Below are 25,180 nucleotides of genomic sequence, written 5' to 3'. Positions count from 1 at the left end.
TCAGATGCTCGACGAACCGCCGGACTTCAGGGCGGCGAGTCGTGCCTCGACCTCGGCGTCCTTGCCCACGTCCTCGAGGCTCTCGAACTGCGAGTCGAGGCTCGACGACTGCAGCTCCTGCTGGCCGAGGACCTTCGCCTCTTCGCGGCGCACCTTCTCCTCGAAGCGGCCGAGGTCGCTCGTCGGGTCGAGCACGTCGATGTTGCCGAGCGCGTCGTTGACCTTGGACTGCGCCTCGGCCGTCTTCGACCGGGCGACGAGGTTGTCGCGCTTCGAGCGGAGCTCCTCGAGCTTCTGCTCCATGCCGGCGAGGCCCGACTTGAGCTTCTCCACCGCCTCGTTCTGCGAGGCGAGGTTCGGCTCGGCGTCCTTGACCTCTTGCTCGGCCGCGATCTGCTTGCCGATCGCGATCTTGGCGAGGTTGTCGAACTTGTCCGCCTCGGCCGTCTTGCCCTCGGTGCGGTACTTGTCCGCAGCGGAGGAGGCGTTGGCGGCCTTCTGGCCCCACTCCACCGCTGCTCGCTTGTCCTCTTCGTGGTCCTGCTCGAGCAGTCGGACGTTGCCGATCGTCTGCGCGATCGCCGTCTTGGCGTCCGCGATGTTGTTCGTGTAGTCCCGCACGAGCTGGTCGAGCATCTTCTGGGGATCCTCGGCGTCGTCGATGAGCTGGTTGATGTTCGCCCGGACGAGGGTCGAGATCCGCCCGAAGATCGTCTGCTTTGCCATTGCTGTTCCCTTTCGTGGAAGGACTGGTGTGGTGCTGTTGGTCTGTGGTGCCCGGTCTAGAAGCGGCCGCCGCCGGAGAAACCGCCCCCGCCGCCTCCGCCGCCCCCGCCGAAGCCGCCGCCGCCGCCGAAGCCGCCACCCCCGAAGGAGCCGCCGCCGTAACTGCCGCCGCGACCGCCGAGCAGGCCACCGAGCACGATGCCGGTGACGAGGCCGCCGAGCTGCGCGCCGTTGCCGCCACCGCCGCCGAAGCCGCCGCCACCGCCCCAGCCGCCCATGTCGTCGTTCGCGGCGTCCATCGCGGCCGCCGCGTACTGCTCGGCCGCACGCGCTGCCTGCAGCGCCTGCCCCGGGTCCGTCGTGGCGAGCTGGACGGCGTCGTCGAGTGCTCGTTGCGCCTCGGACAGCCGCGTCCGCGCCGTCGGTCCGACCCCGCCGCGGTGCAGCGAGATGAACTCGCGCGCCTGGCTGATCCGGTTCCGGGCGTCGCGGAGCGCGTCGTCGAGCGCACGGGAAGCCCGACGCTGCTGTTCCTCGGCGCCACGGGCCGCGGCGATGGCCTGGTCGATCTCGGTGTTCGCCTTGGTGAGGGCGTCGACCGCGGTGATCGGGTCCTTCGGGTCGAAGCCCTGCCGCAGCACGGTCTCGGCACGGGTGACCGCGGCGGCGAGTTCCGGTCCGCCGACGGTGAGGGTGCGCGCCGCGGCGACGTCGCCCTCGATGTCGACGCGCATCGCCTCGGCGCGTGCGGTGGCCTCGGCGAAGCTCGCCTCGGCAGCGCTCGCGCTCGACGTGAGCTGCTGCACCTGCGCGAGGGCGTGCTGGGCGTCGCGCACGGCGACGACGGCCTCGCCCTTGTCGCCCGCGGCGATCGCTGCGGTGGCCGCCTGGGACCGTTCGGTCGCGTAGGCGAGGACCTGCTCGGCCTGGTCGACGCTGTCCGACACGGTCGCGAGGGTCCGGCCGGTGTACGCCGAGCGGACCCGGTCCAACGAGGCGCTCGCCTGCTGGACCGATGCCGGGGCGGCAGCGACGGCCTGCGCGAGCGCGGCAGCGGCTTCCTCGACGCCGTCCTCGAGCGAGCGGAGCTTGTCGAACGACTCCGTCTGCTCCTCGATCGAGGCGTGCGCCTGCTCGCAGATGGCGATGATCTGGTTCGCCCAGTCGGCGCGCTGCTGCGGGGAGTCCGGGATCTCGTCGTCGAGCTGCTGCTGGAACGTGAAGGCCTTGCGCACGGCTTGCTGCGCCGCGGCGACCGCCTCGGCGAAGGGCTTCGCGGCGTCGGCCCCGAACTGCGCGGTGGCGAACCCGACCTCTTGCTCGGCGGTGCGCAGCTCGTCGTCGATCGTCACGAGGGCGCCGCCGGCGGTCCGCTCGAGGTCGGCGAGGGACGCTTCCTGCGCCTTCGTCGCGGCGGCCGTCCGGCGCTTGTTCCGCGTCCGGATGACGAGCACCACGACGACGACCGCGATGACCACGACGGCGAGGAGGATCCACAGCCAGGTGAGGTCCGGCGGCGCCTGGGTGTCGGCGAGGCCGTTCGCGAAGGCCAGCGCGGCACCCGACCAGTCGCTCTGCTTGAGGGCCGGCAGCAGGTCGTCGTCCACCGCGGACTGGACGTCGGACGACGAGATGCTCGTCTCGTTCGTCTGCTGGACGTCGTAGTTCCGGTCGTCGACGGCGACCGACAGCAGGATGCCGTCGGAGTCGATCTGGTTCGCCGACATCGTCGCGGCGCCCCACTCGGTGTGGTCCGACGGGTTCGTGAACGTCGGGACGAAGACGACGTAGAGCTGGGTCTTCGTGTCCGTGTAGAGCTGCTGCACGGCGTTCTCGATCCGGGACTGCTGCGAGGAGCTGAGCACGTCGGCCTCGTCGAGGACGTACGCGCCACCGAGGTCGACCGGCGCGGTCGCTCGCGCCGTCGCCGCCGGCGCCAGTACGAGGAACACGGCCAGGAGTGCCGCAGCGATGCGTCCCACCAGCCCCGGCGTCCCCCTGTCGGTCCTCGTCCTGCCCGTGGCCGATCCGCCCTGGACCGCTCGCATCCGTCCTCCGTCCGTCGCCGTGGTCACGGTCCGAGTACCCCCGGAACCGCGCCCCGGAGCGCTGTTGCCCGGAGTCTATCCACGCCGCGCAGCGCTCGGACAGACTCCGGGCGAACCCTCGTGGAACCCCGGGCCTGTGCAGGTGTTGTACCCCGGACCGGGGTATGCTCGGGGAGCGTTCGACGACGAACGAGACAGGGGAACTGCAATGGAGCGAACAACCAGCACCGAGGTCGTCCCACTCGAGGACGGCTACCACCGTGTGTCGACGCCGGCGAGCGGTGTCATCGGCTTCGTGCGCGAGCACGACGGCCGCTACGAGGTCCTCCGCGGACGGGTGCGCCAGGCGACTCGGTCCGAAGGGCTCTACAGCACGATGAACGTCGCGCTCATCGCGCTCACCCACGCCTGAACCACCCGACGTAGGCTCGCCTGCGTGAGTCTCCCGCGCCTCCAGACCGTCGTGGTGACGATCCGGCGGTCCGGCGGCAGTCCCGACGCGGACCGGGAGGCGCTGCTCACCGCCGTCGCGTCGGCGGCGGGTGTCGACGTATCGGCCGTGCGCGCGGGGCGCGTCTGCCCGCACTGCGCCGCGACGGATCACGGCCGCCCCTGGGCCGAGGTCGACGGCTCCGCCGTCGGCGTGAGCCTCGCACGGACCACCGACCTCGTCGCACTGGCCGTCGGACCACCCGGGATCGGCGTCGACCTCGAGCGCGTGTCGCGGGTCGCAGCAGCCCCGCTCGACGCGTTCACGCCCGGGGAACTCGCCCGGTCCGGCGACGACACTGCCCGGGCGGCGTGCTGGGCGGTGAAGGAGGCCGTCCTCAAGCGTGACGGCCGAGGACTCCGGGTGGATCCGACCCGCGTCGACGTCGACCTGGGTCGGGGCACGGCGGCCCTGGACGGGATGTCGCAGCCGGTCTCGGTGTTGTTCCCCGCGGTCGACGTGGTGCTCGCGGTCGCGGCGGGAGGGGCTCCGGTCAGCGTGGGAGCGTGAGGACCTCGACGCCGTCCTCGGTGATCGCCACCGTGTGCTCGGTGTGCGCGGTGCGTGCTCCCGTGGCGCTGCGGAGCGTCCAGCCGTCCGGGTCGGTGACGAGCACGTCGGTGTCCGCCATCACCCACGGCTCGAGCGCGAGGAGCAGCCCGGGGCGGAGGGTGTAGCCGCGTCCGGGTCGCCCGGTGTTCGACACGTGCGGGTCCTGGTGCATCGTCGAGCCGATGCCGTGGCCGCCGAACTCGACGTTGACGGGGTAGCCGGCGCCCTCGAGCACCGTGCCGATGGCGTGCGACAGGTCGCCCGTGCGGACCCCGGGGCCGGCGGTCTCGATCGCTGCGGCGAGGGCGCGCTCGGTGGCGTCGATGAGGGCCAGGTCGGCCGGGTCCGGTGTGCCGACCACGAAGCTGACGGCGGCGTCGGCGGCGATGCCGTCGAGCGAGACGGCCAGGTCGAGCGTCAGCAGATCGCCGTCCTGCAGGGTCCGGTCGTGGGGGAGTCCGTGCAGGACGGCGTCGTTGACGGCGGTGCACACGTGGTGGCCGAACGGCCCGCGTCCGAACGACGGGGCGTAGTCGACGTAGCAGGACTCGGCGCCGGCGTCCTCGATCATCGCCTTCGTCCACCGATCGATCTCGAGCAGGTTCGTGCCGACGCGGGTGCGCTCGCGCAGGGTCTGCAGGATCGTGCCGACGAGGGCTCCGGTGGCGCGGGCCCGGTCGACCTCGGCCGGGGTGAGGATCTCGATCATGGGATGATCATACCGGTACTGGAAGACCGGTATTAGTGTGGGCACATGGTCCGTCTCCCGCTCAGCCCCGCCGAGGTCGCCCGTGGTCGGCGGCTCGGAGCGCTGCTCCGTCGTGCCCGCGGGGAGCGCTCGATGCTCGACACGGCGCTGCGGGCCGGGATCTCGCCGGAGACGCTGCGGAAGATCGAGACCGGGCGCATCGCGACGCCGGCGTTCTCGACGATCGCGTCCGTCGCCGGGGTCGTCGGGCTGTCCCTCGACGCGGTGTGGGCCGAGGTGAACGGTACCCCGGAGACGCCCGACGTCGGCGGCGCTCCGGACCTGGTCGAGACCGCGAGCTGATGCACGCGACGCCGCCGACGGTTCCCTAGAGCGCGGGGACGGTGGGCTCGTCGAGCCAGGGTGCCGTCACGGCCCGGACCGCGTCGACGTCGGTCCCTGCTGCGTCGGCGAACGCGGCGTGCACGTCCTCCGGTGCGACCGACCCGTACCGGTGTCGCTCGGTGATCGTCCGGAACCCGGCGAAGAACGCATCGTCGCCGACCGACCGGCGGACGGCATGCAGGGCCAGGGCGCCGCGCTTGTAGACCCGGTCGTCGAACATGTCCTTCGGGCCCGGGTCGGCCACGACGAGGTCCTCGGGCTGCTCCAGGAGCCCGTCGCGGTACGTCGCCGCGAGGGTGTCCGCCGAGTCGCCACCGCGGTGCTCCGACCAGAGCCATTCGGCGTAGCAGGCGAAGCCCTCGTGCAACCAGATGTCCTTCCACCTGGCGACCGTCACGGAGTTGCCGAACCACTGGTGCGCGAGCTCGTGTGCGATGAGCCGGTCGGTGCCGTGCTCGCCGTCGACGTGGTTCCGGCCGAAGACCGCCAGGCCGTGCGCCTCGAGCGGGATCTCGAGCTCGTCGTCGGTCACCACGACGCCGTACGACGCGAACGGGTACGGCCCGAACCGGTCGGCGTACAGGGCGAGCATGTCCGGCACCCGTCCGAAGTCCGTCTTCGCGGCCGTGCCGAGGTCGGCCGGGTGGTGCAGCGCGACGGGGGTGTCGGAGCCGCGGAGCTTCGTCGTGCGGTAGCGCCCGATCTGCACCGTCGCGAGGTACGTCGCCATCGGCTCGGTCGTGGCGTACGTCCACGTCGTGCCGGCGCGGGCGCGCTCCTTGCCGAGCAGCTCGCCGTTCGCGACGACGTCGTACGCGGCCTCGGCGGTGATCTCGAACCGGTAGGTGGCCTTGTCGTCCGGTCGGTCGTTGCACGGGAACCACGACGGGGCGCCGGTGGGCTGCGCGGCGACGATGACGCCGTCGGTCAGCTCCTCCCAGCCGATCTGGCCCCACGGGCTGCGGAGCGGGTGCGGTGTGCCGCGGTACCGCACGTGGACGGTGAAGTCCGTGCCGGCGGCGACGGGCTCGGCCGGGGTCACGGTGAGCTTGTGCGTCGCGGTCGTGTGCTTCTTCGCCCGCTTGCCGTCGACGTCCACCCGGTCGACCGTCATGCCGTGCAGGTCGAGGACGACACGGTCGAGGTCCTCGTGCGCACGGCCGGTGATCGTCGCGGTGCCGTCGAGGCGGTTCGTCGCGACGCGGTACTCCAGACGGAGCTCGTAGTGGTGGGCGCTCCACCGTCGGTCGCCGCTGTGCGGGGTGTACGGGTCGGCGTCTGGGTTCGTCGAGGCGGGCTTCACGGTGCCGTCGAGTCTGCCACGGCGACGTGCTCGACGGACGACCGCGCCGGCACCGGCGGCGCCGATGTCCACGGAGCGATCGGGTTGCCGGACCAGTGCGTCCCGCCGGGCACCTGCTCGCCGCGCATCACGAGCGAGGCCGGCCCGACGGTGGCGCCCGGTCCGATGCCCGCCGCCGGCAGCACCACGCTGTGCGGCCCGAGCGTCGCACCCGGGTCGAGACGCACCTCGTCGAGTTGCATCACCCGGTCGTGGAACAGGTGCGTCTGCACGACCGTGCCGCGGGCCACGGCGGCTCCGGACCCGATCGTCACGAGGTCGGCCTCCGGGAGCCAGTACGTCTCGAGCCAGGTGCCGCGGCCGATCGTCGCCCCGAGACTGCGGAGCCACGCCGCGAGGGCCGGGGTCCCCGTCGCCTGCTCGGCGAACCACGGCCGGGCGACGGTCTCGACGAACGTGTCCTGCACCTCGTTCCGCCACACGAACGACGACCAGAGCGGGTGCTCGCGGGCGGCGATCCGGCCGACGAAGGACCACTTCGCGATCGTCGACACCACGGCCGCGACGGCACCGGCGAGGATGAGCACCGGCCCGGCGAGCAGCACCGTCCACCCGATGCCGACTGCCGTCCAGAGCGCGAGCAGCGTGCCGACGACCCCGAGCGCGATCCCCGCGGACACCATCGGGGCGACGAGGCGCAGGAGTTCCCAGCAGCCTCGAGCGACCTTGAGGGACCGCGGCGGCCGGAACGTGCGCTCCTCGTCGAACTCCGCCGTCGCGCGCCGGAGCCGCACCGGGGGAGAGCCGAGCCACGACGATCCGCGCTTCGCCTTCTTCGGGACGGCGGACAGCACCGCGACCAGGGCCTCGCGCGGCACCGAACGTCCGGCGCCCGTCATCCCGCTGTTGCCGAGGAACGCCCGCCGCCCCACCTTCGACCGACCGATCCGCACCCGACCGCCGCCGAGCTCGTACGTGGCCACCATCGTGTCGTCGGCGAGGAACGCCCCCGAGGCGATCTGCGTGAGCGCCGGGATGAGCAGGACCGTCGAGATCTCGGTGTTCCGTCCCACCCGCGCCCCGAGCAGTCGGAGCCAGAGCGGGGTCACGAGCGACGCGTACACCGGGAACAGCAGCGTCCGGGCGCCGTCGAGGATCCGCTCGGTCGTCCACACCTGCCAGCCGATCCGGGAGCGCACCGGGTGCCGACCCTCGTGCAGACCGATCCCGAGCAACCGCACCGCGGCCACGACGAGTGCCGCGTACACGAGCCCCGCGACGACCGTCCCCACCGGTACCCACGCCAGCGCGAGCAGCACGGCCCGCTGGAGGGACGCGACCGGTCCGACGAGGAGCCACACCAGCCCCACCCCCGCGGCGACACCGATCACCGGCAACCCGGCCACGGCCAGCGACCCGGCCCCGTACGACAGCAGCCACCGGCGTCGGGACGGGGGCCGCGCCTCCCGGTCGTGCCGAGCCGACCCGACGCGTTCCGCCGGCGACCCCGCCCACCGCTCCCCGTCGGGGACCCGGTCGGCGACCGCGGAACCGGCCTCCACCTCGGCACCGACGCCCACGTGCGCACCCGGCAGCAGCGTCGTCCGGCTGTGCACCACGGCGTCCGCGTCGATCCGGACCCGGCCGAGCCGGAACACGTCGCCGTCCACCCAGTGTCCGGCGAGGTCGACCTCGGGCTCGATCGACGCCCGCTTGCCGACCGTCAGCATCCCGGTCACCGGCGGCAGCGCGTGCAGGTCCACGTCCTTGCCGATCGTCGCGCCCAGGGCCCTGGCGTAGTAGCTGATCCACGGCGCACCGGCCGTCGAGGGGCCGTCCACCGCCTCGGCGATCCGCTCCGCGAGCCAGACCCGCACGTGCACCGACCCGCCACGGGGGTGGTCACCCGGACGCACCCCGACGAGGAGGGCCCGGACGAGGACGACCGTCACGGCCATCTTCCCCGCCGGGGTGACGAACAGGACGAGCGCCACGACGAGCGCCGGCCAGGGCAGCACCGGGACGGACGGCAGCGTCGTCGCGTGCAGCACCGCCGCCACGAGCGCCGTCCACGTCAGCACCCGCAGACCACGGAGCACCTGCAGGGGCAGCCCGAGCACCGTCATCACCACACCCGTCGCCGGCGGGACCGGCCGGACGTCACGCGGCACCGACGTCACCGGGCCGGAGTCGTCGAGCGCGTCCGCCAGCGCACCGATCCGCGGGTGGTCGTACACGTCGGCCACCGTCGTCGTCGGGAAACGCTCACGGATCGCCGACACGAGCTGCGCCGCCGTCAGCGACCCGCCGCCGTGCGCGAAGAAGTCGTCGTCGACGCTCGCCACCGGCACCCCGAGGATCGCGGACCACCGCTCGGCGATCCACGCCACCGTGTCCGGGAGCATCGCCGTGTCCGACGACCCCGGCAACGGCCACGGGAGCGCGGCACGGTCGACCTTGCCCGAGGTCCGCGTCGGCAGCGAGTCCACCACCGCGAGCAGGGGCACGAGCGCCGCCGGGAGCTCCTCGCGCAGTCGAGCGTTCGCCGCCGCCACGTCCACCGTCGCACCCGCGACCGGCGCGACGTACCCGACCAGCACCTGGTTGCCCGCCGGCGTCCGCTGCACCACGGCAGCACCCCCGGCCACGTCCGGCAGCCCCTGCAACGCCGCGTCGATCTCCCCGAGCTCGATGCGACGACCGCCGAGCTTCACCTGGTCGTCCGCACGACCCTGGAACACGAGTCCCTCGGGGTCGTACCGCACCAGGTCCCCGCTCCGGTACGCCCGCTCCCACCCGAGCTCCGGGAACGGCGCGTACTTTTCGGCGTCCTTCGCCGGGTCCAGGTACCGCCCGAGCCCGACGCCGCCGATGACGAGCTCCCCGACGCCCCCGGGCTCCACCCGGGCACCCGCCGCGTCCACCACCGCGAGGTCCCAGCCGTCCAACGGCAACCCGATCCGGATCGGCGTGCTCCCGTCGAGCAGGGCACCGCACGCCACCACCGTCGCCTCGGTCGGACCGTACGTGTTCCACACCTCCCGCTCGCGGCTCGCGATCCGCGCAGCGAGCTCCGGCGGGCAGGCCTCACCACCGAAGATGACCAACCGCACCTGCTCCAGCGCGTCGTCCGGCCACAGCGCCGCGAGCGTCGGCACCGTCGACACCACCGTGATCCCGTGCGCGATGAGCCACGGCCCGAGGTCCACCCCGGTGCGCACGAGCGACCGCGGCGCCGGCACCAGACACGCACCGTGCCCCCACGCCAGCCACATCTCCTCGCACGACGCGTCGAACGCCACGCTCAGACCCGCCAGCACCCGGTCGCCCGGACCGATCGGCGCGGCCTGCAGGAACATCCGCGCCTCGGCGTCCACGAACGCCGCCGCGGACCGGTGCGTCACGGCGACGCCCTTGGGCACGCCGGTCGACCCGGACGTGAAGATGATCCACGCGTCGTCGTCTTGCCGGGGGAGCTCGGCGCTCGCCGCGGGGTCGGTCACCGGGAGTTCCGCGCCGTCGCGGTCACGCAGGACGCCGCCCACTCCGATCACGCCGACCACGTCCGCCTCGCCGAACACCAGCGTGGCGCGTTCCTCGGGGTCGTCCGCGTCCACCGGGACGTACGCGGCGCCGGCGGCGAGCACCGCGAGGATCGACACGTACAGGTCGCGCCCGCCGGACGGGATCCGGACACCCACCCGGTCGCCCCGTCGGACCCCGCGTCGCGCGAGGTCGTCGGCCTGCTCGTGCACCAGTCGCACGAGCGTCGCGTAGTCGATCGTGCCGGCCGGGTCCTCGAGCGCGGTGGCGTCGGGGTGCTCGGCGGCGGTCGCGGTGAGGACGTCGAGCAGGGTCCGTGGTGCCGGGGCGTCGGCGCCCCGGGCGAGTTCGTGCTGCGGGTTCCCGGTGGCTGCGGTCATCGAGTCCTCTTCCCGGTCGCGTGCGGGGTCGACCGGCCCGTGATCCTAGGGGGTGGACGTGTCGCGTTCGGAAACACCGGTGGCATCCGCCCGGGGACCGAGCGCGGACCGCGCCGCGTCGAGCGTCGCAGCGAGCCCGATCGAGTCGTCGAGCGAGTGCAGCGAGGACTCCGTGCGCCCCTCGGCGACGTACTGCGCGAGCGCCGCGGTCTGCCAGACGAGGCCCTGTCTGCCACGGAGGCCGCTCTCGTCATCCCAGTGCGCCGCCTCCGCGCCGTGGTGCAGCGCGAAGGACGCGGGGAACACGAAGTGGTCGGTGTACCGCACGGTGGCCGTGCTCCCCGCGATGACCGCGAGTCCGGGCGTCCACGCCGTCATCGTCGTGGTCACCACGGCCTGCGCGCCGCCGGCCGACGTCGACACGGTGACGGACTGGAGGTCCACCCCGCGTCCGGAGACCGCTCCCGTCGTGCTGCTGGTCACCGGGGCGCCGGTGGCGAACCGTGCGAACCAGTGCCCGTACACGCCGGCATCGAGGAGGGCGCCGCCGCCGGCGGCGGGGTCGAACATGCGGTCGGCGGGGTCGGGGTGGTGCGGCCAGCCGACGTCGACGGACGCGAGCCGGACGTCGCCGAGGGCGCCGTCCTCGAGGAGCCGTGCGACGACGGTGGTCCCCGGGAGGTACCGGGTCCACATCGCCTCCATCGCGAGCACCCCGGCGCTGCGGGCGGCCTCGGCGAGGGTGCGGGTGTCCGCCTCGGACGTGGTCATCGGCTTCTCGACGAGGACGTGCTTGCCCGCGGCGATCGCGAGGAGCGCGTGGCCGAGGTGCTGCGGGTGCGGTGAGGCAACGTAGACGACGTCGACGGCGGGGTCGGCGACGAGGGCTTCGTACGAGCCGTGCACGCCGGGGATCCCGTGTCGCCGGGCGAAGGCGGCGGCGCGTTCGGGGGAGCGGGAGCCGACGGCGACGACGCGCTGGTCGGAGTTCGCGTGGAGCGTCGACGTGAAGTCGCCCGCGATCTCGCCGGGCCCGATCACGCCCCACCCGAGCCTCGGCCCGCCTCGCAGCGGCGCAACACCAGGTTCCGGGAACACGAGGCTCATGCGCCCGACGCTACCGCGTTGTGCGCCCCTGATGGCCCCGCCCCGACTGCTCCCAGAGGGAAGGTCGGCGAAGCCGACATCGCGCGGCGCGTCCTGAGCGAAGCGAAGAACTCGCCTTGCGCGGGAATGTCACTGTGCCCCCAGGAGGATTCGAACCTCCGCCCCTGCCTCCGGAGGGCAGTGCTCTATCCCCTGAGCTATGGGGGCCCTGGGTGGAACCAACCGTAGCAGGTCCGCACGGCTGTCCGAGACCACGCGTGTCGTGACGGGAGGCGCGGGTCGGGCCCGCCCCGCGCCTCCCGTCCGACCCGTGTCGGGTCAGCCGGCCGGCGTCGCGGACGCGCTCGGCTGCACGACGCTCCGCACCGCGTCGACGACCGGCTGCGCGCCGCCGGGCTCGGTGAAGAGCGTGGAGGTCGCGGTGATCCAGTACGGGTCGGCGAAAGCGTCCGCGCGCCCGACGCCGTCGGTGAGCGAGAAGTACCCCTCGACCCGGTAGGTCGGCACGGATCCGCCCCGTTCGTAGAGCGCGTCCTTGAGGTTCGTGAGCGACTTCTCAGGCAGGTCGGCGACGGCGACCGTGATCGTCGTCGAGGCGTCGTCGGTCGCGCTCCAGTGGCACACGCGGCCGCGCTGCTCGGCGATGCGCGCCGCCGGGGTCCCCTTCTCCGGCGTGAAGTCGTCGTCGAGGGTGAACGTCTTCCCGTAGACGGACAGGGCGTCGGCGGGCAGGAGCTCGGTGCACGTCTGTGCGACCCGTTTCCCGATCGGACCCGCCGTGGCGCTCGGCGTGGCGCCGTCCGAGCCGCCGCCGGAGCACCCCACCAGGGCGACGGACGCGGACACGGTGAGGAGGGCGACGCTGATCGCCCGGACGCGGCTGCGGGTGGTCATCCCGACATGATGGTGCATCGACCGGGGAGGACCTGTGCGTCCCGGTAGACTCGACCCTCGTGACTCCTGCCGAACTCTCCGCCGCGTACCTGTCGATCCTGACCGGGATCGTCGAGCGACGAGGCGCGTCCGACACCGTGACCATCGAGGAGTCCCACGCGGCACTCGAACGTCCGAAGAACCGCGCGCACGGCGACTGGGCCTCGAACGCGGCGATGCAGCTCGCGAAGCGGCTCGGCACGAACCCGCGCGAGCTCGCGACGGAGATCGCCGGCGAGCTGACCGAGCTCGACGGCGTGGACTCGGTCGACGTCGCGGGCCCCGGCTTCATCAACATCACGCTCGAGGCCGCCGCTGCCGGCGAGATCGCGCGCACGATCGTCGAGGGCGGCGAGTCCTTCGGGCACGGTGACCTGTACGACGGCGTGCGGATCAACCTCGAGTTCGTGTCCGCGAACCCGACCGGGCCGATCCACATGGGCGGCGTGCGCTGGGCCGCGGTGGGCGACAGCCTCGCGCGGGTGTTCCAGGCGCAGGGCGGCCTCGTCACCCGCGAGTACTACTTCAACGACCACGGCGCGCAGATCGACCGCTTCGCTCGCTCCCTCGTCGCGTCGGCGCTCGGTGAGCCCACGCCCGAGGACGGCTACGGCGGCGCGTACATCGCCGAGATCGCGGCGCGCGTGATCGCGACGCTCGACCCGTCGGTCGACGTCAAGGACCTGCCGCGCGACGAGGCGCAGGAGCTCTTCCGGCGCGAGGGCGTCGACTTCATGTTCGCCGACATCAAGTCGTCGCTGCACGACTTCGGCGTCGACTTCGACGTGTACTTCCACGAGAACGCCCTGCACGAGTCGAAGGCCGTCGAGCGCGCCATCGAGCGACTCCGCTCGGCAGGCGTGATGTACGAGGCCGAGGGTGCCGAGTGGCTCCGGACCACCGACTTCGGCGACGACCGCGACCGCGTCGTCATCAAGTCGGACGGCGAGCCCGCCTACATCGCCGGCGACCTGGCGTACTACCTCGACAAGCGCGAGCGCGGGTTCGAGCGGAACCTCATCATGCTCGGCGCGGACCACCACGGCTACGTCGGCCGGATGATGGCGATGTGCGCCGCGTTCGGGGACGAGCCGGGCAAGAACCTCGAGATCCTCATCGGGCAGATGGTCAACCTGCTCAAGGACGGCGAGCCGATGCGCATGTCGAAGCGCAACGGCACGATCGTCACGATGGAGGACCTCGTCGACGCCGTGGGTGTGGACGCCGGCCGCTACTCGCTCGTCCGGTTCGCCAGCGACACCGCGATCGACATCGACCTCGACCTGCTCACGAAGCGCACGAACGACAACCCCGTCTTCTACGTGCAGTACGCCCACGCCCGCACGCAGTCCGTGGCCCGCAACGCCGCGAACGCCGGGGTGGACCGGTCGGCCTTCGACGCCTCGCTCCTGACGCACGACACCGAGGGGGCCCTGCTCGGCGCCCTGGCGGAGTACCCGCGCGTGGTGCGCCAGGCTGCCGAGCTGCGCGAGCCGCACCGTGTGGCGCGGTACATCGAGCAGCTCGCCGGGCTCTACCACCGCTGGTACGACGCCTGCCGGGTCACGCCCTTCGGGGACGAGGCCGTGACCGACCTGCACCGCACGCGCCTCTGGCTGAACGACGCCACCGGCCAGGTCGTCCGCAACGGGCTGGGCCTGCTCGGCGTGACGGCGCCGGAGCGCATGTAGCGGTCGGCGTGCGCCCGGCCGGCGCGGAGCGCTGCGCACAACCAAAGTCGCCCCGAACTGCGGAATGCCGTGGTTCGGGGCGACTTTCGTTGTGCGGCGGGCGCTGGGCGCACGCGGCCGGCGCGACCGCGCGGACGCCGCGGCCGGCGCGCCGGGCGCACGCCGGGCCCGGCGCGCCGGGCGCACGCCGCGCCTCCAGGCTCGCTGCCGGGGCCACCTGGCAAGGTGGGACGCATGTCCGCCGCCACCGTGACCCCCCGGAAGCGCCGTCGCTGGCCCGTCGTGCTGATCGTCGTCGTGGTCGTCCTCGCCGCGCTCGTCGTGATCGCCGAGTTCGTCCTCCGCGGGGTCGTCGACCGCATCATCGCCCAGCAGGTCGAGCAGTCGCTGCCGTCCGGCGCCACCGGCGAGGTCGAGGCGCACGCGAAGGGCATCGTCATCCCGCAGCTGATCAGCGGGCAGCTCGACGAGGTCGAGATCTCCTCCGAGAAGCTCACGATCGACGGCATCCCGCTCGCCGCCGACGTCACCGCGCGTGACGTGCCCGTCGACGGCAAGGGCGACGTGCGCGACGTCGACGGCCACGTCCGGCTCGCGGCCGCGTCCGTGAAGGACCTGTCGAAGTACAGCCCGCTGTTCGACCGGCTCAGCCTGGTCGACGGTGGCGTGGAGCTCTCCGGCAAGACCGCGGTCCTCGGCTACGACATCACCTACGCGGCGAAGGGCGACGTCGCCGCGCAGGACGACGGCAAGGGCATCACGATCACGCCGAAGACGGTGCGGATCACGAACTCGTCGCTCGGCCTCAAGGTGGACTCGATCCCGGGCGTCACGAACGTCCCCGTCGAGGTCTGCACGGCGCAGTTCCTGCCGTCGGGGCTCCTCGTGCGGTCGCTCGACGTCACCGCCTCCGAGGCGACGGTGCGCGTCACGGCCGACTCGCTGCCGCTCAACGAGGCGGGGCTGCAGACGGTCGGTTCGTGCGGTTGAGCACGTGGCTGCGTCACACGGCCAGGAGGCGCGGCTCGGCTCGGTAGGATCGGGTCCCGTGAGCGAGAACCCCCTTGCCCCGCAGCACCTGCGGTTCCCGACGGACGCCTCCGCGCTGACCGCGCGGATCTGGCCCGCCTCCGCGACCCGGACCGACGACGGCGAGCTCGTCGTCGGCGGGATCGCCGCGTCCGACCTGGTCGCGCAGTTCGGCACGCCGCTGTACGTGGTCGACGAACGCGACGTGCAGTCCCGTGCGGTGCGGGTGCGGAACGCCTTCACCGAGGCGTTCGAGCGGATCGGCACCCGGGCGCACGTCTACTACGCAGGCAAGGCGTTCCTGACGACGCAGGTCGCGGCGTGGATGGTCGAGGCCGACCTCCGCGTCGACGTGTGCACCGGCGGCGAGCTCGCGGTGGCCCTGGCCGGGGGAGTCGACCCGGCGCTGCTCGGCTTCCACGGCAACGACAAGTCGGACGCCGAGATCGCCCGCGCGGTCGAGGTCGGCGTCGGCACCATCGTCCTCGACAGCCACGAGGAAGTGCAGCGCGTCGCCCGTGCCGCGGCCGACGCCGGGGTCGTGCAGCGCGTGCGCATCCGGATCAACAGCGGGGTGCACGCGTCGACGCACGAGTACCTCGCCACCGCGCGCGAGGACCAGAAGTTCGGCATCCCCCTGACCGAGGCCGTCACCGCTGCCGAGGCCGTGCGCGCCGAGCCCTCGCTCGCCTTCGTCGGCCTGCACTCGCACATCGGCTCGCAGATCTTCGACGAGTCCGGCTTCCGCGAGGCCGCACGTCGCCTGATGGACGTGCACGCCACGCTCGTGGCGACCGGTCCGGTGCCGGAGCTCAACCTCGGCGGCGGCTGGGGCATCGACTACACCGAGGCCGACTCGGCGTTCGAGCCGGAGGACGTCGCCGACGCGCTCGCGACCATCGTGGCCGAGGCCTGCGCCGAGCGGGACATCCCGGTCCCCGAGGTCGCGGTCGAGCCCGGCCGGTACATCGTCGGGCCCGCGGGCATCACGCTCTACCGCGTCGGCACCATCAAGCCCGTGACGCTCACGGACGACGAGCAGGAGCCCGCCACCCGGACGTACGTGTCGGTCGACGGCGGCATGAGCGACAACGCCCGACCCGCGCTCTACGGCGCCGACTACACGGCCCGGCTCGCCCGGACGTCCGACGCCCCCGCGGTCCTCACCCGGGTGGTCGGGAAGCACTGCGAGTCCGGCGACATCGTCGTGAACGACGAGTACCTGCCCGGTGACGTGCACCGCGGGGACCTCCTCGCCGTGGCCGCCACCGGTGCGTACTGCTGGAGCCTGGCGAGCAACTACAACCACGTCGGACGCCCGCCGGTCGTGGCGGTCGCCGACGGCGTACCCCGTATCCTCGTGCGTGGCGAGTCGATCGACGACCTCCTCGCCCGCGACACCGGGGTGGTCCCGGGGGCCTGAGCCCCTCGGACGACCCGACTCCCCACGAACAGGACCCGCACCAGATGATCGAATACCGCAACGTCCGCGTCGCGCTGCTCGGAGCCGGCTCGGTCGGTTCCCAGGTGGCGCGGCTGCTCCTCGAACACGGCGACGAGCTCGCCTCGCGCGCCGGGGCCGGCCTCGAGCTCGTCGGGATCGCGGTGCGCGACCTCGACGCCCCGCGCGACGTCGACCTGCCGAAGGAGCTCTTCACGACGGACGCGGCGTCGCTCATCCTCGGCGCGGACATCGTCGTCGAGCTGATCGGCGGCATCGAGCCGGCACGGACGCTCGTGCTCCAGGCGCTGCAGTCCGGCGCCGACGTCGTCACCGGCAACAAGGCCCTCCTGGCGACCCACGGCCCGGAGCTCTTCGCGGTCGCCGAGCAGGTGGGCGCACAGCTCTACTACGAGGCCGCCGTCGCCGGCGCGATCCCGATCATCCGACCGCTGCACGACTCCCTCGCCGGTGACCGCATCGAGCGCATCATGGGCATCGTCAACGGCACGACCAACTTCATCCTCGACCTGATGGACCGCGAGGGCTCGACGTTCGAGGACGCCCTCGCGACCGCCACCGAGCTCGGGTACGCCGAGGCCGACCCGACCGCCGACATCGAGGGCTACGACGCCGCGCAGAAGGCCGCGATCCTGGCGTCGCTCGCGTTCCACACCTCGGTGCCGCTCGCCGCCGTCCACCGCGAGGGCATCACCTCGGTGACGATCGAGCAGGTCCGGGCCGCGCGCAAGGCCGGGTACGTCGTGAAGATCCTCGCGACGGCCGAGCGCCTGACCGACGAGCAGGGCACCGAGGGCGTCAGCGCCCGCGTGTACCCGGCCCTCGTGCCCGAGTCGCACCCGCTCGCGAGCGTGCACGGGGCGAAGAACGCCGTGTTCGTCGAGGCCGAGGCCGCCGGCGACCTGATGTTCTACGGCGCCGGTGCCGGCGGGGTCGAGACGGCCTCGGCCGTCCTCGGCGACCTGGTGTCCGCCGCGCGCCGACACGTCATCGGTGGCCCCGGCATCGCCGAGTCGACCCAGTCCGCGCTGCCGGTGTTCCCGATCGGCACCGTCCGCACGCGCTACCAGATCACGCTGCACGTCACGGACGCCCCGGGTGTCCTGTCGACCGTCGCCGGCGTCCTCGCGAAGCACGGCGTCAGCGTCGAGACCGTCGAGCAGACCGTCGCGACCGGGTCCGACGCGACCGCGACCCTCGTCATCGGCACGCACCTGGCGCGCGAGTCCGACCTCGCCGCGACGGTGGTCGCCCTCCGCAACGAGGACGTCGTCGCCGAGGTCACGAGCGTCCTCCGCGTCGTCGGCGCCTGACCCGCGCCCGACCGAACTCCAGAACCGACAAGAAGGGGAGCCTCATGGCCCACCAGTGGCAGGGTGTCCTGCGCGAGTACGCCGACCGTCTCGACGTCACCGAGGCGACGCCCGTCGTCACGCTCGGTGAGGGCGGGACCCCGCTCATCCCGGCGCGCCGCCTGTCCGAGCGCACGGGGGCCGAGGTCTACGTCAAGTTCGAGGGCATGAACCCGACCGGGTCGTTCAAGGACCGCGGCATGACCATGGCGATCTCGAAGGCCGTCGAGCACGGTGCGAAGGCCGTCATCTGCGCCTCGACCGGCAACACCAGCGCCTCCGCCGCCGCGTACGCCACGCACGCCGGCATCACCGCCGCGGTGCTCGTGCCCGAGGGCAAGATCGCCATGGGCAAGCTCAGCCAGGCCGTCGCCCACGACGCCCAGCTGCTGCAGGTGCAGGGCAACTTCGACGACTGCCTCGACATCGCGCGCGACCTCGCCGCGAACTACCCGGTGCACCTGGTGAACTCGGTCAACAACGACCGCATCGAGGGGCAGAAGACCGCCGCGTTCGAGGTCGTCGACGTCCTCGGTGACGCGCCCGACTTCCACTTCCTGCCGGTCGGCAACGCGGGCAACTACACGGCGTACTCCCGCGGCTACCGCGAGGACGTGGCCGCCGGTCGGTCGTCCAGGCTCCCGCGCATGTTCGGCTTCCAGGCCGCGGGCTCGGCCCCGATCGTCCGCGGCGAGGTCGTCCGCAACCCGGACACCATCGCGTCCGCGATCCGCATCGGCAACCCGGCCTCGTGGGAGTTCGCGCTCGAGGCCCGTGACGAGACCGACGGCTACTTCGGTGCCATCACCGACGAGGCGATCCTCGCCGCGCACCGCATCCTCTCCGCCGAGGTCGGCGTCTTCGTCGAGCCCGCCTCGGCCATCGGCGTCGCCGGGCTCCTCGAGCGTGCCGACGCCGGCGTCGTGCCGAAGGGCGCGAAGGTCGTCATCACGGTGACCGGCCACGGCCTCAAGGACCCGCAGTGGGCCCTCCGCACGCAGGACGGCGGCGAGGTCACCCCGACGAGCGTCCCGGTCGACACCAAGTCGGTCGCCGACGTGCTCGGACTGGTCGGCGCCGAGTGAGCCCCGACCGCTCGTCCGGACCGGGGGAGGGCATGACCGCCCAGATCGCTGTACCGGCCGGACGGGCGGTCCGCGTACGGGTCCCGGCGACCTCCGCGAACCTCGGACCGGGGTTCGACTCCCTGGGCCTCGCCCTGTCGCTCTACGACGAGGTCGTCGTCCGGGTCCGGCCCGAGCCCGGCGCGACCGTCACGGTCGACGGTGTCGGCGCTGGTGAGGTCGCCACCGACGACACGAACCTCGTCGTCCGCGCCGTCCGCCGCGGGCTCGAGCACGCCGGCGTCGCACAGCAGCCCGGCCTCGAGCTGCACGCGGTGAACGCCATCCCGCACGGCCGCGGCATGGGGTCGTCGGCGGCCGCGATCGTCGCCGGGCTGATGGCCGCGCGCGGGTTGCTCGAGGGCGTCGTCGACCTCGACGCCTCGACCCTGCTCACGCTCGCGACCGAGATGGAGGGGCACCCGGACAACGTCGCGCCGGCGCTGTTCGGCGGGCTGACCATCGCGTGGATGACCGCGGAGGGCCCGGCGTACAAGCGCCTGCTCGTCCACCGCGGTGTCTCGCCGGTGGTCTTCGTGCCGACCTCGACGCTCTCGACGAAGCTCGCGCGCTCCCTGCAGCCGGCGAGCGTCCCGCACGAGGACGCCGCGTTCAACGTGTCCCGCTCCGCCCTGCTCGTCGCCGCGCTCATCCAGAGCCCCGAGCTGCTCCTGGCGGCGACCGAGGACCGGTTGCACCAGGCCTACCGTGCCAGCGCCATGCCGGAGACCGACGCCCTCATCGGCCTGCTGCGGCAGCACGGCCTGGCGGCGGTCGTCTCCGGAGCCGGCCCGAGCCTCCTGGTCCTCGGCAGCGACCCCGCGCAGCGACTCACCGCGGCCGACCTCGTGTCGCGACACGGGGAATCCGACTGGCGGGCGCTCATGCTGGCCGTCGACCTCGGTGGTGCTACAGTGGTGCCGCACTCGGCGCTCCAAGCCGAACCCGCGTAGGCAGCAGGAACTTCCTCGCCATGCTGGGTCCGGTGCGCGGGGGCAATCTCTTTCTGATCACCGAATCCCGGTCCGTCGTCTGAACGGCGGTCGATGCATACCCGTGCATCCGGGACGGTGGAAACTCTCCGCGTTCTGCGGTTCGAAAGGAAACACCGACCTTGACGAACGTCAACGACTCCACCCAGGTGGAGATCCCCAGCGATCTGCGCGCCCTCCGGCTCCCGGAACTCCAGCGCATCGCCTCCTCCCTCGGCATCACGGGGCTCTCGAAGCTCCGCAAGGGTGACCTCATCGCCTCGATCGAGGACAAGCGTCCCGTGACGGACGACGCTCCCGCCGAGCCGGCCGCACCCGCGGTCGAGGCCCCCGTGGCCGAGCAGCCGACGCTGCCGGAGCCGACCGAGGCCCCCGCAGCACCCGCCGCTGAGGCCGTCGCCGACGCACCGGCAGCGACCGAGGCCCCGGCCGAGCAGCCGGCGTCCTCGCGGGCCCGCCGTTCGCGCCGTGCCTCCTCCGGCGGCACCGTGAGCGCCGCGCCGACCTCGGCCGCCGAGCACACCAACCACGGTCAGACCGGCACCGAGGACCTCCTCGCCGGGCTCGACCAGGTCCGCGCCGAGAAGGACGCCCAGGAAGCCGCGCAGACCGGCGGCCAGCGTCGTGGCCGCGGGCAGCGCGACCAGCAGAACGGCCAGCAGGCCGAGCGCACCGAGCGCTCCGAGCAGACGCCGGACCAGGCCGAGCAGCCGACCCAGCAGGACGCCGCGGGCGACCACCAGGAGCAGTCCGCGCACGGCACCGAGTCGGGCGACCAGAACGACCAGCAGGGCGAGGGCGGCTCGCGCCGCGGTCGTCGCAGCCGTGGTCGCGGTCGTGGCCGTGGCCAGAACGCCGAGAACGGCGAGCAGGGCGGCGACCAGAACGGTCGCGACAACGCCCCGAAGACCGACGCGGCCCAGAAGAACGGCCAGAACGGCCAGAACGGCCAGAACGGCCAGGGCCAGCAGGGCGAGCAGAAGAACGCCCAGCCGGACGACAAGAACGAGCAGAAGCAGAACGGCCAGCAGCAGAACGGCCAGCAGAAGCAGCAGGGCCAGCAGGGTCAGCAGAAGCAGCAGCAGCAGGCCCAGCAGAACGCCGACGAGACCGAGGGCGGCCGCAGCCGTCGCCAGCGTGACCGCAAGCGCGGCCGCGGCGGGCAGAACGACGAGTTCGAGCCGGAGATCACCGAGGACGACGTCCTCATCCCGATCGCGGGCATCCTCGACGTCCTCGACAACTACGCCTTCGTGCGCACGACCGGGTACCTGCCGGGACCGAACGACGTCTACGTCTCCCTCGGCCAGGTGAAGAAGTACCACCTGCGCAAGGGCGACGCGGTCGTCGGTGCGATCAAGCAGCCGCGCGACAACGAACAGCAGAGCCGCCAGAAGTACAACGCGCTCGTGAAGGTCGACTCGGTCAACGGGCAGACCGCCGAAGAGGCCGCCGCGCGCGTCGACTTCCAGGACCTCACCCCGCTGTACCCGAACGAGCGCCTGCGCCTCGAGACCGAGCCCTCGAAGCTCAGCACGCGGATCATCGACCTCGTGTCGCCGATCGGCAAGGGCCAGCGCGGCCTGATCGTCTCCCCGCCGAAGGCCGGCAAGACGGTCGTGCTGCAGGCCATCGCCAACGCGATCGCCAAGAACAACCCCGAGGCGCACCTCATGGTCGTCCTCGTGGACGAGCGGCCCGAAGAGGTCACCGACATGCAGCGCACGGTGAAGGGCGAGGTCATCGCCTCGACCTTCGACCGTCCGGCAGAAGACCACACCACGGTCGCCGAGCTCGCCATCGAGCGTGCGAAGCGCCTCGTCGAGCTCGGCCACGACGTGGTCCTGCTCCTCGACTCGATCACCCGTCTGGGCCGCGCCTACAACCTGGCGACGCCGGCCTCCGGTCGCGTGCTCTCCGGTGGCGTCGACTCGTCGGCCCTCTACCCGCCGAAGCGCTTCTTCGGCGCCGCGCGCAACATCGAGGACGGCGGTTCGCTGACCATCCTCGCGACGGCGCTCGTCGAGACCGGGTCGAAGATGGACGAGGTGATCTTCGAGGAGTTCAAGGGCACCGGCAACATGGAGCTCCGCCTCAACCGTCACCTGGCGGACAAGCGGATCTTCCCGGCCGTCGACGTCAACGCGTCCGGCACCCGTCGCGAGGAGCAGCTGCTCTCCGCCGACGAGGTCAAGATCACGTGGCGCCTGCGCCGGGCCCTCGCCGGGCTCGACCCGCAGCAGGCCCTCGAGATCGTGCTGCGGAACCTCAAGGAGACGCAGTCGAACGTCGAGTTCCTGGTCCAGGTGCAGAAGTCGGTCCCCACGACCGGTGGGCACCACAACGGTCACCAGGAGTAACGCGTGTTCGAGTCGGTGGCAGGGCTGCTGGCGGAACACGAGGACCTGACGCAGCAGCTGTCGGACCCCGCGCTCCACGCCGATGCGGCCCGGGCGAAGAAGGTGAACCGGCGGTACGCCGAGCTCAACCAGATCAAGTCCGCGTACGAGTCCTGGAAGGCGGCGGGGGACGACCTCGCCGCCGCCCAGGAGCTCGCGCGTGAGGACGAGGCGTTCGCGGACGAGGTCCCGGCGCTCGAGGAGCAGCTGTCGGAGCGCCAGGAGCGTCTCCGCCGGCTGCTCATCCCGCGCGACCCCGACGACGGGCGCGACGTGATCATGGAGATCAAGGGCGGCGAGGGCGGCGAGGAATCGGCGCTCTTCGCGGCCGACCTCCTGCGCATGTACTCGCACTACGCCGAGTCCAAGGGCTGGAAGATCGAGATGCTCGAGCGCACCGAGTCCGACCTCGGTGGCTACAAGGACGTCCAGGTCGCGATCAAGTCGAACGCGACCGACCCGTCCCAGGGCGTCTGGGCGCACCTCAAGTACGAGGGCGGCGTGCACCGTGTGCAGCGTGTGCCGGCGACCGAGTCGCAGGGGCGCATCCACACCTCGACGACCGGCGTGCTCGTCTTCCCCGAGGTCGACGAGCCCGAAGAGGTCCAGATCAACCAGAACGACCTCAAGATCGACGTCTACCGGTCCTCCGGGCCCGGGGGACAGTCCGTCAACACGACCGACTCCGCGGTCCGCATCACCCACCTGCCCACGGGCATCACGGTCGCGATGCAGAACGAGAAGTCGCAGCTGCAGAACCGCGAGGCCGGCATGCGCGTCCTGCGTGCCCGCATCCTCGCGCGCCAGCAGGAGGAGCTCGACGCCATCGCCTCGGACGCGCGCAAGTCGCAGATCCGCGGCATGGACCGTTCGGAGCGCATCCGCACGTACAACTTCCCGGAGAACCGCATCGCGGACCACCGCACCGGGTACAAGGCGTACGACCTGGACCGCGTCATGAACGGTGCGCTCGAACCCGTCATCCAGTCCGCCATCCAGGCGGACGAAGAGGCACGACTGGCCGCCATCGGCGACCAGGACGCGTGAGCGACGTCCCCTCGGACGGCCTGGAGGCGCGACCCGCCTCCGACACGCCCGTCGCGTTCGCCGCGGACCGCCTCCTGCGCGAGGCGGTCGCGGCGTTCGACGCGGCCGGCGTCCCGACCCCGCAGGTGGACGCGGAACTGTTGCTCGCCTGGGCGACCGACACCTCGCGTGGCGCCGTGCAGGCCCGTGCGATGACCGGCGGCGCGATCGCCGCCGAGCACGTCGAGCGCTTCCGGCACGCCGTCGCCCGACGCGTCACCCGCGAGCCGCTCCAGCGCATCACCGGCGAGGCGTACTTCCGGGCGCTGACCCTGGCCGTCGGACCCGGCGTGTTCGTCCCGCGGCCCGAGACCGAGGGCGTCGTGCAGTTCGGCATCGACGTACTCCGCGCGGTGCCCGTGCCGTCGCCGGTCGCCGTCGACCTCGGGTCCGGCAGCGGCGCGATCGCCATCGCCATGGACACCGAGGTGCCGAACGCGGTCGTGTACGCGGTCGAACGGTCGCCCGAGGCGCTCCCGTGGACGCGGCGCAACATCGACGCGTACGGCGGGACGGTCCGCCTCGTCGAGGGCGACCTCGCCGACGCACTGCCCGACCTGGACGGCACGGTGTCGGTCGTCGTGTCGAACCCGCCGTACGTGCCCGACGACGCGGTGCCGATCGACCCCGAGGTCCGCGACCACGACCCGGCCGTCGCACTCTACGGCGGTCCGGACGGACTCGACGCGGTGCGTGCCCTCGCCGACACCGCGTGGCGCCTGCTCGTCCCCGGGGGAGTCGTCGTCATCGAGCACGCCGAGCCGCAGGGCGCCGGCGTGCGCGAGGTCCTGGCGCGCCGGGGGTTCCGTTCCCCGGAGACGCACGTCGACCTGACGGGACGCGACCGCACGACCACGGCGACGCGCTAGGCGGGGTCGAGCCGCGCCTCCTGGGCGGTGTGCGTGCGTGGTCCTGTGGGCCGCTCCGCGCATGGTGGGCCGTTCCGCGCGTACCTGGTCGTTCGTTCCTGCCCGGTACGCGCGTTTCTGCTTCCTACCGCACGCATGATGGGAAGGATCGAGCAGCGGTCCGGGCCTGGAGGCGCGGATCACTTCCGCCGGTCAGCCCGCCGCCGTGAGTCGGTGCCGTTCCGCGCGTACCTGGTCGTTCGTTCCTGCCCGGTACGCGCGTTTCCGCTTCCTACCGCACGCGTGACGGGACGTTCGCGCTGCGGTCCGGCTGCTCCGCGACGGGCGCGGCGGCGTGCTGTTCCGCGACGAAGGCGAGGACGGCTTCGCGCAGGTCGGTGTGCTCCTCGACGAGCACCGCGTGGATGCCGACGCGCTGCGCGCCCTCGACGTTGATCGGCATGTCGTCCGCGAAGAACGTGCGCTCGGCCGGGACACCGTGGTGCTCGAGCGCGCGCCGGTAGACCTCCGGCTCGGGCTTGCGCGCCCCGAAGTTGCTCGTGGTGTCGAGGTGCTCGCCGAAGACGGGCGCGAGGGACGGCGCCCAGCGGTGGATCCACCGGCCGGCCAGCGGTCCGTTGTTCGTCAGGAGGCCGACCCGACCGTGCTCGCTCGCGACGCGCACCGCCTCGATCCGGTCGGGCAGCTCGGTCATCGCGGCGCCGCGGATCCGCGCCCACTCGGTCTCGGGGACGTCGCAGCCCATGGCCTCGGCGAAGGCGGCGAGGTACTCGTCGCCGTCGGCGTACCCGCCGGCCTCGGCGCGCTGCTCGTTGCCGCAGTCCCACCACCGGCGGCGGAGCTCCGCGAACTCGTGCCCGGTGAACTCGGCGAGTGCGGCCATCCGCACCTGCCAGTCGTACCGGACGAGGACCTCGTCCATGTCGAAGAGGAACAGGAGGCGGGGCGCAGGGGACTCGTTCACGATGCCACCCATTGTGTCGCACTATCATCGTCGAGTC

General features: G+C 72.5%; 20 protein-coding genes and 1 tRNA gene. 12 read left to right on the top strand and 9 right to left on the bottom strand.

Translation table 11 applies throughout. The features are described from left to right. Together WFH25_RS01465 and WFH25_RS01460 are read right to left on the bottom strand one after the other, a co-directional pair. The gene (locus WFH25_RS01465; protein ID WP_070416310.1) at positions 1-726 is read right to left on the bottom strand and encodes a PspA/IM30 family protein; all 726 of its coding nucleotides are present in this window, start codon (positions 724-726) and stop codon (positions 1-3) included. Between the two features lie 56 nt (positions 727-782). After that, entirely contained in the window at positions 783-2,708 is a 1,926-nt protein-coding gene (locus WFH25_RS01460) for a TPM domain-containing protein (RefSeq protein WP_336696575.1), read from the bottom strand. Between the two features lie 274 nt (positions 2,709-2,982). On the opposite strand from WFH25_RS01460, the gene WFH25_RS01455 reads away from it, so the two are divergent. Together WFH25_RS01455 and WFH25_RS01450 are read left to right on the top strand one after the other, a co-directional pair. Continuing rightward, on the top strand, positions 2,983-3,186 hold the full coding sequence (locus WFH25_RS01455) for a hypothetical protein (protein WP_022905704.1): 204 nt from the start codon (positions 2,983-2,985) through the stop codon (positions 3,184-3,186). A gap of 24 nt (positions 3,187-3,210) precedes the next feature. Continuing rightward, entirely contained in the window at positions 3,211-3,774 is a 564-nt protein-coding gene (locus WFH25_RS01450) for a 4'-phosphopantetheinyl transferase family protein (RefSeq protein WP_336696573.1), read from the top strand. Here WFH25_RS01450 and map read toward each other — a convergent pair. Further along, positions 3,758-4,525 (bottom strand): type I methionyl aminopeptidase, encoded by a 768-nt coding sequence (gene map / locus WFH25_RS01445; protein WP_071302524.1) that lies wholly within the window; start codon positions 4,523-4,525, stop codon positions 3,758-3,760. The genes WFH25_RS01450 and map overlap by 17 nt on opposite strands. A gap of 45 nt (positions 4,526-4,570) precedes the next feature. Between map and WFH25_RS01440 the strand changes: the two genes are divergently transcribed. After that, positions 4,571-4,867 carry a helix-turn-helix domain-containing protein gene (locus WFH25_RS01440; protein ID WP_071296233.1) on the top strand — a complete coding sequence of 99 codons (297 nt, stop codon included), beginning with the start codon at positions 4,571-4,573 and terminating at the stop codon, positions 4,865-4,867. A 25-nt stretch (positions 4,868-4,892) separates the two neighbouring features. Here WFH25_RS01440 and WFH25_RS01435 read toward each other — a convergent pair whose 3' ends face one another. The 5 genes from WFH25_RS01435 to WFH25_RS01415 all read right to left on the bottom strand — a co-directional run bounded on the left by WFH25_RS01435 (position 4,893) and on the right by WFH25_RS01415 (position 12,136). After that, complete coding sequence (locus WFH25_RS01435) at positions 4,893-6,284, bottom strand: M1 family metallopeptidase (protein WP_336696572.1); 1,392 nt, start codon at positions 6,282-6,284, stop codon at positions 4,893-4,895. Further along, a complete protein-coding gene (locus tag WFH25_RS01430; protein WP_336696571.1) occupies positions 6,209-10,135 on the bottom strand; it encodes a Pls/PosA family non-ribosomal peptide synthetase in 3,927 nt (1,308 codons plus the stop codon). The genes WFH25_RS01435 and WFH25_RS01430 overlap by 76 nt, the downstream gene beginning before the upstream one ends. A 45-nt stretch (positions 10,136-10,180) precedes the next feature. Continuing rightward, positions 10,181-11,242, bottom strand: coding sequence for a Gfo/Idh/MocA family protein (locus WFH25_RS01425; protein ID WP_336696570.1), 1,062 nt, complete (start codon positions 11,240-11,242; stop codon positions 10,181-10,183). A gap of 135 nt (positions 11,243-11,377) precedes the next feature. Then, positions 11,378-11,449 (bottom strand) — tRNA-Arg (locus WFH25_RS01420). Between the two features lie 111 nt (positions 11,450-11,560). Next, positions 11,561-12,136: a hypothetical protein gene (locus tag WFH25_RS01415; protein ID WP_336696569.1), complete on the bottom strand. Its 576-nt coding sequence runs from the start codon at positions 12,134-12,136 to the stop codon at positions 11,561-11,563. A 59-nt stretch (positions 12,137-12,195) separates the two neighbouring features. On the opposite strand from WFH25_RS01415, the gene argS reads away from it, so the two are divergent. The 9 genes from argS to prmC all read left to right on the top strand — a co-directional run bounded on the left by argS (position 12,196) and on the right by prmC (position 24,179). Beyond that, entirely contained in the window at positions 12,196-13,866 is a 1,671-nt protein-coding gene (gene argS / locus WFH25_RS01410; protein WP_336696568.1) for an arginine--tRNA ligase, read from the top strand. Positions 13,867-14,100: 234 nt separating this feature from the next. Continuing rightward, positions 14,101-14,856 (top strand): LmeA family phospholipid-binding protein, encoded by a 756-nt coding sequence (locus tag WFH25_RS01405; RefSeq protein ID WP_070416302.1) that lies wholly within the window; start codon positions 14,101-14,103, stop codon positions 14,854-14,856. Positions 14,857-14,914: 58 nt separating this feature from the next. Continuing rightward, on the top strand, positions 14,915-16,318 hold the full coding sequence (gene lysA / locus WFH25_RS01400) for a diaminopimelate decarboxylase (protein ID WP_336696566.1): 1,404 nt from the start codon (positions 14,915-14,917) through the stop codon (positions 16,316-16,318). 44 nt (positions 16,319-16,362) lie between these two features. Continuing rightward, positions 16,363-17,670 (top strand): homoserine dehydrogenase, encoded by a 1,308-nt coding sequence (locus WFH25_RS01395; RefSeq protein WP_071302517.1) that lies wholly within the window; start codon positions 16,363-16,365, stop codon positions 17,668-17,670. 44 nt (positions 17,671-17,714) lie between these two features. After that, a complete protein-coding gene (gene thrC, locus WFH25_RS01390; protein ID WP_070416299.1) occupies positions 17,715-18,794 on the top strand; it encodes a threonine synthase in 1,080 nt (359 codons plus the stop codon). Between the two features lie 32 nt (positions 18,795-18,826). Beyond that, complete coding sequence (gene thrB, locus WFH25_RS01385) at positions 18,827-19,786, top strand: homoserine kinase (RefSeq protein ID WP_071296240.1); 960 nt, start codon at positions 18,827-18,829, stop codon at positions 19,784-19,786. Positions 19,787-19,947: 161 nt separating this feature from the next. Continuing rightward, positions 19,948-22,185, top strand: coding sequence for a transcription termination factor Rho (gene rho, locus WFH25_RS01380; protein ID WP_336696565.1), 2,238 nt, complete (start codon positions 19,948-19,950; stop codon positions 22,183-22,185). Between the two features lie 3 nt (positions 22,186-22,188). After that, a complete protein-coding gene (gene prfA / locus WFH25_RS01375) occupies positions 22,189-23,271 on the top strand; it encodes a peptide chain release factor 1 (protein WP_070416296.1) in 1,083 nt (360 codons plus the stop codon). Between the two features lie 20 nt (positions 23,272-23,291). Continuing rightward, positions 23,292-24,179 carry a peptide chain release factor N(5)-glutamine methyltransferase gene (gene prmC, locus WFH25_RS01370; protein WP_442892394.1) on the top strand — a complete coding sequence of 296 codons (888 nt, stop codon included), beginning with the start codon at positions 23,292-23,294 and terminating at the stop codon, positions 24,177-24,179. A 271-nt stretch (positions 24,180-24,450) separates the two neighbouring features. On the opposite strand, the gene WFH25_RS01365 is transcribed toward prmC, so the two are convergent. Next, positions 24,451-25,143, bottom strand: a complete 693-nt coding sequence (locus WFH25_RS01365) for an HAD family hydrolase (RefSeq protein ID WP_336696564.1) — start codon at positions 25,141-25,143, stop codon at positions 24,451-24,453. Positions 25,144-25,180: the final 37 nt, after the last annotated feature.

Origin of the sequence: Curtobacterium sp. USHLN213, from assembly GCF_037144815.1 — a bacterium.
Lineage (GTDB): Bacteria > Actinomycetota > Actinomycetes > Actinomycetales > Microbacteriaceae > Curtobacterium.
The sequence above is the reverse complement of the archived record's forward strand: the minus strand, read 5'-3'. Positions and strand labels throughout refer to the sequence as shown.

Bases quoted from the DNA above. Each gene is read 5' to 3' on its own strand.
- WFH25_RS01465 (WP_070416310.1), bottom strand. From the start codon at position 726: ATGGCAAAGCAGACGATCTTCGGGCGGATCTCGACCCTCGTCCGGGCG.
- WFH25_RS01455 (WP_022905704.1), top strand. From the start codon at position 2,983: ATGGAGCGAACAACCAGCACCGAGGTCGTCCCACTCGAGGACGGCTAC.
- map (WP_071302524.1), bottom strand. From the start codon at position 4,525: ATGATCGAGATCCTCACCCCGGCCGAGGTCGACCGGGCCCGCGCCACC.
- WFH25_RS01440 (WP_071296233.1), top strand. From the start codon at position 4,571: ATGGTCCGTCTCCCGCTCAGCCCCGCCGAGGTCGCCCGTGGTCGGCGG.
- WFH25_RS01430 (WP_336696571.1), bottom strand. From the start codon at position 10,135: ATGACCGCAGCCACCGGGAACCCGCAGCACGAACTCGCCCGGGGCGCC.
- WFH25_RS01425 (WP_336696570.1), bottom strand. From the start codon at position 11,242: ATGAGCCTCGTGTTCCCGGAACCTGGTGTTGCGCCGCTGCGAGGCGGG.
- WFH25_RS01415 (WP_336696569.1), bottom strand. From the start codon at position 12,136: ATGACCACCCGCAGCCGCGTCCGGGCGATCAGCGTCGCCCTCCTCACC.
- WFH25_RS01405 (WP_070416302.1), top strand. From the start codon at position 14,101: ATGTCCGCCGCCACCGTGACCCCCCGGAAGCGCCGTCGCTGGCCCGTC.
- WFH25_RS01395 (WP_071302517.1), top strand. From the start codon at position 16,363: ATGATCGAATACCGCAACGTCCGCGTCGCGCTGCTCGGAGCCGGCTCG.
- thrC (WP_070416299.1), top strand. From the start codon at position 17,715: ATGGCCCACCAGTGGCAGGGTGTCCTGCGCGAGTACGCCGACCGTCTC.
- thrB (WP_071296240.1), top strand. From the start codon at position 18,827: ATGACCGCCCAGATCGCTGTACCGGCCGGACGGGCGGTCCGCGTACGG.